Source organism: Allobosea sp. P1_A7 (genome assembly GCF_056406775.1).
Genome location: NZ_JBFTZN010000142.1, coordinates 25,379 through 34,833, shown reverse-complemented (window position 1 = coordinate 34,833; position 9,455 = coordinate 25,379). Strand labels below are relative to the sequence as shown.

Below are 9,455 nucleotides of genomic sequence, written 5' to 3'. Positions count from 1 at the left end.
AATGAGCGTCTTGCCCGTCAGATAGCCGATGATCTGAAGAATGAACTCGACCATCAGACCGAGCACCGCATCCAGCAAAATCGCCACCTCCAGTTATGGACTTCCGCTTCTGACAGCTGAGAGGGCCGAAAACCCTCCCGGCCACACCGCGCCGGCTCTCTTCGCATGGCCCTGTGCGCCGCTGCTGACGGCGGCAGGCGCTGTCGGCCCTGGGCAGGCAGCCCAGGCTCCCGGCTCGCGAATTCCCCTGGCCTCAGTGTCGCGGCTCGCCGCCACCCTTCAACTCCACCTCAAATCGCAAGAGCTGGTCGAACAGCGGCGCCTTCCGGACGTCATCGTCGAGCCCGCCATCGGGCCTCTTCTCCGATCTTCGGCTCTCGAGTAGTCCGAGCCATGACAGCGGCCGGAGCACCCGCGTCGTCAGGGCGAACTCGGGAAAGTCGGGAGCAATCGGGTCCCCGATGGTCTCCATGATCGTACAGGCCGGCATCAGGTCCTTCGCATGGGACCAGCCATGCGCCGTCACCGACAGGCTCCACAGGATCACGCCCATGTGGTGCTGGGGCCAGAACTCCAGCGGGTTCCGGTCGAAGTCCTGGAGGTTCACTTTCCAGAATGTCGCTTCGAACAGCGCGGCGAGCAGCGCCGGGGCGGCCTCGGGCGCCAGCATGGCCTTGCCTGCCTTGCTCGCCTTCAGGACCCCCGAGCGTTTCCGCAGGAGCCGGGCCGCCTGCAGCACGATCCGTGTGAACAGGACCCCGTAGGCATCGTGCTCGTTGATGACCTTGTTCGTCGCGAGCGTGGTGGCCCTGTCGTATCCCGGCCACTCCGTCCGGTCGAAGACATGCCGGACATCGGCCCGCTTCAGGGCTCCCGCAGGGGTGAGGACCAGTCCGCCCTTCTCCACGGCAAGCGCCAGCAGGAGCCTCGCGGCGATGACCATGGGAGCCTGAAGGGCGGCCTCGACGGAGACGCTATCGGGCGTGAGGCGGACAGCCTGCGGGACCCTGCCGGGAGGCTCAAGGAGCGCCTTGAGGGAGGCCGGCTGAAGAAGGGCCCAAGCGGGGGGAAGGTCTGTCACGGGGAGAGCGTAGGCGGCCCGGAGCGATTGCTCAACACTGCGTTTCGCTGGAGGTATGGGCATCGGCACGCGACATGGATCGGCGACGCAAAGTCATCCCTGATGGCCTATCGACGCCGTGAGTTAGTTGCGATTTTTGCGCCGAACGCCCTGTCGAGCCAAGGGGCGCGGGGCTCTTGGTCCCGGGTTTCGGTCCGCCGGCGCAATGGCCCGCCGCAGGCCGGCGCGAAACCTTCGCCGGTCTGCCGAGCGGGCCATCGACCTGGAATCTAGCGGCCGAAGATGCTCTTGAAGAACTTCGCGACCGTGTTTCTGCTCTTCTTGCGCTCGAGTTCGGATGCGTCGGTGATCCACGCCGTCTGCACGACACGCCGCTCGCCCGCGAAGGGCTTGTGGCCGTGCCAGGAATTGTCGGAGCGCAGGAAGCCGAAAACGGCACCCATGGTCGGAGGCACCTCGCAGGCGAAGGGCTCGAAATTCGTGCCGTCATAGAGCACGCGCAGCCGGCCTTCCGCATCCGGTGACCAGTCGTCGTTCAGATAGAGCAGCACGGTCATGACCTTGCTCGGGCCATCGGTGTGAATGCGGCCGTCCTTGGCCTGCGAGAGCTTTCGGACGGTGGTCAGCCGCGGAAAGGCGTGGAGGTCTTTTCCAAAGCGCTGCGAAAGCACCTCGGTGAGGTCCGGGCTCTCCATTTCATCGATCAGCTGTTTAAAGCTTCCCGCCAGCTCGATATCGTCGACGGTCAGATAGCCAGGCTTCGTAATGGCCGGGTAATCCCGACGTATATCCGGGATGGCCTCAGGCCTGAGAAAGTTCTCACCAAGGAAATGCGGATAAGGTTGCAGTGAGAACGCACTGTCGCGGATCGCATCTGCATTGAGTAGCTTGAGAGCCATAGCCGTGGTCCCTTAGTAAATTACATTCGGTAATTTCGACCGGTGGTAGACATACAAGAGCTGCTGACCGTGCCTGCTCGCGCTGGAGAAGGAGCCAAGGCTTGCAGACAGGAATCGAGCAGCCGAAATCGTATCTTATTCATACATGCGAGCCTTCACGATGCAAAATTGCTTGTCTGGTCCGCGGCGAAACCGTTCGGCGGGCGAGAATTCGCATTGTGTCGGCGCTGCGATTGCCGGAGGCGCGGCCCGCTTTCTGCTTCGATCCGGCTGTCTGGGCGGGCGCGGTCCATCCTCCGCACGCTCATGCYGCGGACCGAGCGTCGCATTGCTGCGCAGCACCGATGACGAAAATTCGCATGGTCGGGAATAAACGGCGCTGAAGACCTGTCTTCTCAATGAACGCAGCGTGGTTGCGTTCTTGGGAGATCGACCATGACACATCATCGGATCGATACTGAGCGGCCTGCCACCACACGCCGCGAGACGCTCGAATGCATGATCTGGGCCGGAACCGGCGTGCTTTGGACGGTTGCGAGCGGGGTGCCGGTCTCGCTGGGCCTCCTCGGCAGGGCGGAGGCGGCAGAAGCGGTCACCAAGGGGTTCACCTTCCTGCAGATATCCGACAGCCATGTCGGCTTCGACAAGGCTGCGAACCCGCATGCTCTCGACACGCTCACGGAGGCTATCGCCCAGATCGGGGCGCTCCCGGCCAAGCCCGCCTTCATGATCCATACGGGCGACATCACGCATCTCTCCACGGCCGCTCAATTCGATGATGCGGCGCGTGTCATCGGCGGCGCGAGGCTCGACGTTCACTACGTGCCTGGCGAACATGACGTGATCGACGAGGGTAACGGGCAGGCCTATTCGGAGCGGTACGGCAAGGGCAAGCAGGGCGCCGGATGGTATTCCTTCGACGAAGGCGGCGTGCATTTCATCGGCCTGGTCAATGTCGTGAACCTCAAGGCTGGCGGGCTCGGTCAACTCGGGCCGGAGCAGCTGAAATGGCTCGCCGACGATTTGCGCGGCCGCAGCGCCTCGGCTCCCATCGTGGTCTTCGCGCATATCCCGCTCTGGACGGTCTATGCCGATTGGGGCTGGGGCACCGCCGACAGCACGCAGGCGCTTGCGCTGCTCAAGCCCTTCGGGTCCGTCACCATCCTCAACGGCCACATCCACCAGATCATGCAGAAGGTGGAAGGCAATGTGACCTTTCACACTGCAAGGTCCACGGCCTTTCCGCAGCCGGCGCCGGGGACCGCCTCCTCGCCCGGTCCCCTGACCGTCCCGGCTGGCGAGTTGCGCAAGTTCCTCGGCATTACGAGCGTCGCCATTCGCCCGGGCGCAAACGATCTGGCGATCATCGACAGCACGCTCGCGCGCGGCTGAACGAGGGATGGCGTAACCGTGCAATCGGGAGAGCGACATGACTTGCAGGCACAGGCCCCTCTGGGCTGCGGGCGCGATCATCGTCCTGTCGGTCCTCGCCGCATCCCGTCCCGCGGGGGCGGAGGAGGCGCTGGTGAGGATCTCCAACTTCGCTTTCGTTCCGCCGGACCTCACCGTGAAAGCCGGAACGACGGTCACGTTCCGGAACGAGGATGACGAACCGCATCTGGTTGTCGCGGGTGACGGCTCGTTCAGATCCCGCGCGCTCGATACGAAGGACAGTTTCGCGTATGATTTCACCCTGCCGGGGGAGTTTTCGTATTTCTGCAGCCTTCATCCGCATATGCAGGGAAAGATCCGCGTTTCCCGCTGATCGGACCTTGTGGCCGGGTGTCCAGACGGCGAGCCGACAGTGGCAGCAAGCGGCGACCCTTCCGCCGAACGGTTTCGCGAGGTGGTGTTGCCCCATCTTGCGGATGCGCTGGCCTTCGCCCGCTGGCTCACGGGCAATGCACATGATGCAGAAGACGTCGTCCAGGAGGCTTGCCTTCGCGCCTATGCCGGGATCGGAACCTATGCAGGCGGCAGCGCTCGCGCCTGGCTTCTCGCGATCGTGCGCAATGCCTGTCACACATGGCTCGCCAGGAATCGCGGGCCGATGCTCGTGCCGCTCGACGAGGTCACGGATGCGGATCTCCTGGCTTCTGGCCCATCAGGCGATGACGACGCGGAGGCGGCCATGATCGCCCGCGCCGACGCGGCAGAGATCGAAGCGGCGATTGCAGCGCTGCCCCCGCCGTTCCGCGAGGTTCTCGTGCTGCGCGATATCAATGGGCTGGGCTATCGCGAGATCGCCGATCTGATTTCGGCGCCGATTGGCACCGTCATGTCCCGCCTGTCGCGAGCCCGCACGATCCTGATCCGCCAGCTTGGGGGACGCAATGACCGAGCGTGACGGCCAGCCCATCGATCCAGGCGAAGCGCGGCTGCTTCTGCACGCTCTCGTCGATGGCGAACTCGATGCGGCCAGTGCATCTGCGCTCGAGCGCCGCCTCGCAACCGATCCGCCCCTCGCGGCGGAAAGGGCGCGGATCGTTGCCCTGCGCAGCGCGATGCGGCAGCTGCCCCGGCCGGAGCCCAGTGCCGAGCTGCGCAAGCGTGTCATTGCGATCGGCGCCGATGCATCGGCGCGGCCGGCTCGCAGTTTCGATTGGCGCGCACTGGCCGCAACGGCCCTGATCGCCAGCCTGCTGGCCGGGGGCGGAACCTATTGGGGCGTGTCGAGCGTGGCGCCGGAGGACATGGCGGGCGACATCGCCAGCAGTCACCGCCGGGCCCTCATCGCACCCACTCCGGTCGACATGGCCTCGTCCGATCGACATCAGGTCAAGCCATGGCTTGACGCCAAGATCGGCCTGTCTCCGCCGGCCGACGACTTGGCACGGGACGGTTTTCCCCTCGTCGGCGCACGCATCGATGTCATCGGCAATCACGTCGCGCCGACCCTCGTCTACCGCCACAATGAGCATCTGATCTCGGTCGTCGCCTTGCCGCGCGCTGTCTCGTCCCAGCCGCCCGCCGGGCCCAGCGGCAGCTCGGCACGGGGGTTTTCACTGGTGACCTGGGAGGATCGCGCCTTCACCTATTGGGCGATCTCCGATCTGGAGCGTGCGGAGCTCGATGCCTTCGTGCGGCTGTTCCAGGCGCGCGCCGCCGAAAAGGGGTGACCACCGGCATCGCTCACCGCTTCCGGGGCGATGGTCCCGAGCTCTTCCGGCGCGTAACCTTGGGCATTCGGCTGGAGCGAGGCACCCGTTCAGCGGGGGCACCAGTCCCAGAAGCCGGTCATGCGCTGGGGCGTGGTGTAGTACCAGCAATAGCCCGCGCGCGGCGCCGGGCCGGCGAGCGAGACAGCCGCTGCCCCGGCGATGAAGCCGAGCGCCGCCCCCGCTGCAACCGCTCCGCCGCGATGCCAGTGACGCCGCGGGTGAACGACAGTCACGCGCCCCGGGCGATGATGCCGGACCTGCGGGCTCGGCCGATGGACATGCGACGGGCGCGTATGCGGACGGTGCTGCGGCCGGCTGACATGCGCCCCGTTGCCGGGCCGTTGGGCGCTGGAATGGTGGCCCCTGCGGACAGTCTGCCCCGACATCTGCGGCGAGCTGGAGGAGCGGACCTGCGCTTCGGCCGTGCCCAGGCTGGGCAGGGGCGCCACGACGCTCGCCAGGAGGGCGAAGAGCCTGAGAAGCGATCTCAGCTTGAGAGAATGGCGCATGATCTCTTCTCCTCCACGGCAGTTGCTCACGCCCATCGAGCCATGGCGCTCCGGTGGCTTCGCGTCGCCGCCCATCCATGCTGGCCTGCCATGTGGAAGTCGATCAACTCATTGTGGGTTGGCGGCCCGGATGGTCCGGCAGGCTTGCCCGGATTCCTTGCGGGCTGTACGTCATCGGTTAACGTGCCGGGCGCAGGTTCCAGATAGACTTGAACCGATCGATCGTGGCGGGGATTTGCGAATTGCCGGGTCAGACTRAAGAGCGCCGCCACCACCGCAAGAAGGTTGTGCAGGAAGCGCGAATCCGTCTTCCCGGCCAGAACAACGAGATTCCCTGCATTATCCGCGATGTCTCGGTGTCCGGCGTCAAGCTGCGCGTGCCGATGGGGTTCGAGGCGCCAGACGTTTTCAGGCTGATCGCTCCGGCCCTGCACATCAACAGCTGCGTGCGGATTGCCTGGCGCAGCCAGCACTCGATCGGCGCGACTTTCATCCCGGATGCTGAACGCCCCGACTGAACGCTGCGAGAGGCGGAGGCCCTGGGTCGGAATTCGTCATCTTGCCGCGGGTCGGGTTCGATGCTGAGTTTCGCGGGTGCCGGAGGTGCCCGATGCCGTTCAGCTCCCTTCCCGAACTCCTCGAACTCGCAACAGCGCGCGAGGCCTTTGAGATCGCCTGGGCTCATATCGAGCCGTCACTCTGTTTCCAGGCCGCCAGCAGCGAGAGCATGAGGCTGTGGCTCGGCCATATCGTTGCCGGGCTGTCGAGTGCGCAGCCGGATGTCGATATCGTGCCCCTGGCGGTCGAGCAGTTCCTGGCGACGGTGCCGATCTCCCACTAGCCTGAATCCTGACGCTGCGCCGCTCCGGAGCAAGGACGGTGAGCGCCATCGCAGGCTGAGGTCTGTCGATTTCACGGCCCGATCAGTGGCTCGGCCTGGGCGAACTGGGCTGTGGAGGCCGTGATCAGTCCGTCATCGGCCATGCGTCGGAGCACCCAGTCGCGCCGCTCCTTGGCGCGACCGCGGTTGTCGGCGATGTCGAGCCGGTAGGTGTTCGGCGCCTTGGGCAGGGCGGCGAGATAGGCGGCTTCCGCGACGCTGAGATCGGCCGGGCTCTTGCCGAAATACTGGGCCGAGGCCGCCGCGATGCCATAGGCGTAGCCGCCGAAATAGATCTGGTTCAGGTAGAGTTCGAGGATCCGGTCCTTGCTCAGAGCGTCCTCGATCCGGCTCGCCAGGACGATCTCCTTCACCTTGCGGGCGAGCGAGGGCGGCTGGCCCGGCAGCAGCAGGTTCTTGGCGAGCTGCTGGGTGATGGTTGCGGCGCCTGCCGGCGTCCGGCTCTCGCCCAGGCTCGCGAGGTTCTGGGCTGAGGCCCGCAGGATGGCCGGCAGGCTGTAGCCGCCATGGCGGTAGTAGTCCTGGTCCTCCGCCGCGAGGAAGGCCTTCAGCACATGGGGCGGGATGGTCGCGAGCGGCACCGGCCGGCGATACGCCGTCAGGCCGCCATCCCGGCCGTAGCGCTCGAGATCGGGCGGTACATAGCCTGCGATCTCGGCCGTGCTCGGCAGGTCCCTGCCGTGAGCCCAGAACAGGCCGCCGATCGCCGATGCGCTCAGGCCCGCGAGGAGGCCGAGCAGGGCTGCGCCGCGCAGCGCGGTGCGCTTGATGCTGCCCGCCACCGCATAGGGCACCGAGAGCGGCTCGCGCGCCACGCCCCAGGCTTCGCCGAGCTTGGCGATCATCTCGGCCGAGAGATGCCGCCGCCGGTTCAGGACCTCCGAAGCGCGCGAGCGCGAGCCGAGGAGCTCGGCGAGGTCGGCTTGCGTCCGCCCCTTGGCCTGCATCGCGAGCGTCAGATAGGCGATGGGGTCCGGCGACGCGATCGGATGGGTCTTGCGCTCGTAATCGGCGACCAGCAGGCACAGAACCTCGAGCCGGTCGGCCGCCGCGGAGCCCGGCTCCGCGGCAAACAACCGGTCGATCTCGGCCAGCGCCGCGTGATGATCCGCTTCGCTCCTGATCGGCCTGACGGGAAGGGTTTCGCGCTCCCTCACCTTGCGTCCTCCTCGTTGAGGGCGGTGACCGCGGTGATGCGGATCACGCCCAGCTCGAAATTGACCCTGAAGGCAACGCTGCAGCCGACATGCGGCAAGGCAAGCGCAACCGCATCCTCGCTCACGAAGCGGGCAACGGCGCCGCAATCGCGCGCAATCTCGTCGCGCGCCCGCCAGCTCGCCTGCCGCAGCAGCGCATTCAGGGCGCGCAGAGCAGAGCCGGCCTGTGGGTGCGCCTCGCCATACTCGGCCAGGGCCGAGGCTCCGATGACGATCATGCTGGTGCGATCATAATGTTCCCATAATTGGGAGCAATTGCTCTCATGCTCCCATTTTCGGGAACATTGATAGGCGCTCGCGCCCGCGGTTCAAAGGATGAAGTGATGCGCCGTCTCCCACGCCTTGCGCTCGCCGCGCTCTTTCTCCTCACGCTCTTCATCCTGATCGGCAACAGCAGTCTCCTGGCCTCCCGGCCGCAGGGCCGGCCGACCTTGCTCGCCCATCGCGGCATCACCCAGCTCTACGACAAGACCGACCTGCGCTCCGATGTCTGCAGCGCCGCGCGCATGCTGCCGCCGCGCCATGACTTCATCGAGAACACGCTGCCATCCATGCGGGCAGCCTTTGAGGCCGGCGCCGATATCGTCGAGCTCGACGTGCACCCGACCACCGACGGCCAGTTCGCGGTCTTCCACGACTGGACCCTGGAATGTCGGACGAACGGCGAGGGTGTCACGCGGGAGCACGCGATGGCGCAGCTGAAGGCGCTCGATGTCGGCTATGGCTATACCGCCGATGGTGGCAGGACCCATCCGCTGCGCGGCAAGGGCATCGGCATGATGCCGACGCTCGACGAGGTGTTTGCAGCCTTTCCCGGGCGGCGCTTCGCCATCAATGTGAAGAGCCGGGACAGGAGCGAGGGCGAGAAGCTCGCCGCAGTCCTGGGGGCATTGCCGCCTAAGGCCCGTGCGCGCCTGATCGTCTATGGCGGCGACGAGCCGGTCGAGACGCTGCGGCGCCTCCGACCGGATATCCCGGCCATGTCCAGGAGCACGCAGATCGGCTGCCTGACGCGCTATGTAGCCTATGGCTGGACCGGCGTGATGCCCGAGATCTGCCGGGGAACGATCGTCCTGGTGCCAATCAACATCGCGCCATGGCTCTGGGGCTGGCCAAACCGCTTCCTCAACCGCTTCGACAGCGCCGGCACCCAGGTCTTCGCGCTCGGCCCCTATCAGGGCGGCGGTTTTTCGACGGGCCTGGATACGCCCGACGACTTGTTCCGTCTGCCCGTGGGCTATTCAGGCGGGATCTGGACCGACGAGATCGCCGTGATTGCCGGGGCGGTGAAGCCGACGCGCTGACGGCGTGCCCTTAGATCATCTGTGATGGCATCGGCTTTCCCGAAAATCGCAATCCACGTTTCGGGCCGATGCTTCAGCGGCGCCGGCAGAGGGCCGCCTCATGCGCAGTCGCGCGACGAAGGACCTTCGTCGCCGTGATTCGCGCCGGCGGTCCGTCCTCCACCGTGCCCGAAAGGACGAGACGCCCGGAATAGAGGCCACTGGCGAGGTCGCGGCGCGCAGCATCCGCGGCCGGCAGGCTGGAGAGATCGGGATCGGTCTTCGCATAGCGCCGGCCTGACGGCACGAGAACGACATCCTTCGAGGGGCAGGGCGCCTGCACGCAGCGCAAACCATTGTCGCAGGCCACGAACAGCACCTGGGCCACTGCCGGGTGCGGCATC

13 protein-coding genes are annotated in these 9,455 nt (G+C 66.1%); 7 read left to right on the top strand and 6 right to left on the bottom strand.

Going from position 1 to position 9,455, the window contains the following annotated elements; translation table 11 throughout:
* Positions 1 to 253: 253 nt before the first annotated feature.
* Together AC1D34_RS22660 and AC1D34_RS22655 are read right to left on the bottom strand one after the other, a co-directional pair.
* A complete protein-coding gene (locus AC1D34_RS22660; protein WP_476825398.1) occupies positions 254 to 1,081 on the bottom strand; it encodes a hypothetical protein in 828 nt (275 codons plus the stop codon).
* 269 nt (positions 1,082 to 1,350) lie between these two features.
* Entirely contained in the window at positions 1,351 to 1,980 is a 630-nt protein-coding gene (locus AC1D34_RS22655; protein ID WP_441493060.1) for a 2OG-Fe(II) oxygenase, read from the bottom strand.
* A gap of 435 nt (positions 1,981 to 2,415) precedes the next feature.
* Between AC1D34_RS22655 and AC1D34_RS22650 the strand changes: the two genes are divergently transcribed.
* From AC1D34_RS22650 to AC1D34_RS22635, 4 genes are read left to right on the top strand one after another with little or no spacing between them, the layout of a single operon-like run.
* The gene (locus AC1D34_RS22650; RefSeq protein WP_441493059.1) at positions 2,416 to 3,372 is read left to right on the top strand and encodes a metallophosphoesterase family protein; all 957 of its coding nucleotides are present in this window, start codon (positions 2,416 to 2,418) and stop codon (positions 3,370 to 3,372) included.
* 37 nt (positions 3,373 to 3,409) lie between these two features.
* Entirely contained in the window at positions 3,410 to 3,745 is a 336-nt protein-coding gene (locus AC1D34_RS22645) for a cupredoxin domain-containing protein (protein ID WP_441493058.1), read from the top strand.
* 39 nt (positions 3,746 to 3,784) lie between these two features.
* Positions 3,785 to 4,327: a sigma-70 family RNA polymerase sigma factor gene (locus AC1D34_RS22640; RefSeq protein WP_441507894.1), complete on the top strand. Its 543-nt coding sequence runs from the start codon at positions 3,785 to 3,787 to the stop codon at positions 4,325 to 4,327.
* The gene (locus AC1D34_RS22635) at positions 4,314 to 5,099 is read left to right on the top strand and encodes an anti-sigma factor family protein (RefSeq protein WP_476825397.1); all 786 of its coding nucleotides are present in this window, start codon (positions 4,314 to 4,316) and stop codon (positions 5,097 to 5,099) included. Before AC1D34_RS22640 ends, AC1D34_RS22635 begins: the two co-directional genes overlap by 14 nt.
* Positions 5,100 to 5,188: 89 nt before the next feature.
* On the opposite strand, the gene AC1D34_RS22630 is transcribed toward AC1D34_RS22635, so the two are convergent.
* Entirely contained in the window at positions 5,189 to 5,650 is a 462-nt protein-coding gene (locus tag AC1D34_RS22630) for a hypothetical protein (protein WP_476825396.1), read from the bottom strand.
* 242 nt (positions 5,651 to 5,892) lie between these two features.
* Here AC1D34_RS22630 and AC1D34_RS22625 point away from each other — a divergent pair, with 242 nt between their 5' ends.
* Together AC1D34_RS22625 and AC1D34_RS22620 are read left to right on the top strand one after the other, a co-directional pair.
* A complete protein-coding gene (locus tag AC1D34_RS22625) occupies positions 5,893 to 6,168 on the top strand; it encodes a PilZ domain-containing protein (protein ID WP_476825395.1) in 276 nt (91 codons plus the stop codon).
* A 92-nt stretch (positions 6,169 to 6,260) separates the two neighbouring features.
* Positions 6,261 to 6,491, top strand: coding sequence for a hypothetical protein (locus AC1D34_RS22620; RefSeq protein ID WP_441480806.1), 231 nt, complete (start codon positions 6,261 to 6,263; stop codon positions 6,489 to 6,491).
* Between the two features lie 71 nt (positions 6,492 to 6,562).
* Here the strand turns inward: AC1D34_RS22620 and AC1D34_RS22615 are convergent, their stop codons facing one another.
* Both AC1D34_RS22615 and AC1D34_RS22610 read right to left on the bottom strand, forming a co-directional pair.
* Positions 6,563 to 7,708: a helix-turn-helix domain-containing protein gene (locus AC1D34_RS22615; RefSeq protein ID WP_476825394.1), complete on the bottom strand. Its 1,146-nt coding sequence runs from the start codon at positions 7,706 to 7,708 to the stop codon at positions 6,563 to 6,565.
* The gene (locus AC1D34_RS22610; RefSeq protein ID WP_441507889.1) at positions 7,705 to 7,986 is read right to left on the bottom strand and encodes a type II toxin-antitoxin system HigB family toxin; all 282 of its coding nucleotides are present in this window, start codon (positions 7,984 to 7,986) and stop codon (positions 7,705 to 7,707) included. Before AC1D34_RS22610 ends, AC1D34_RS22615 begins: the two co-directional genes overlap by 4 nt.
* Positions 7,987 to 8,091: 105 nt before the next feature.
* Between AC1D34_RS22610 and AC1D34_RS22605 the strand changes: the two genes are divergently transcribed.
* Positions 8,092 to 9,072 carry a glycerophosphodiester phosphodiesterase family protein gene (locus AC1D34_RS22605; protein ID WP_476825393.1) on the top strand — a complete coding sequence of 327 codons (981 nt, stop codon included), beginning with the start codon at positions 8,092 to 8,094 and terminating at the stop codon, positions 9,070 to 9,072.
* A 73-nt stretch (positions 9,073 to 9,145) separates the two neighbouring features.
* Here the strand turns inward: AC1D34_RS22605 and AC1D34_RS22600 are convergent.
* Positions 9,146 to 9,455, bottom strand: a 310-nt coding sequence (locus tag AC1D34_RS22600) for a hypothetical protein (protein WP_476825392.1), incomplete at its 5' end; no start/stop codon positions are given.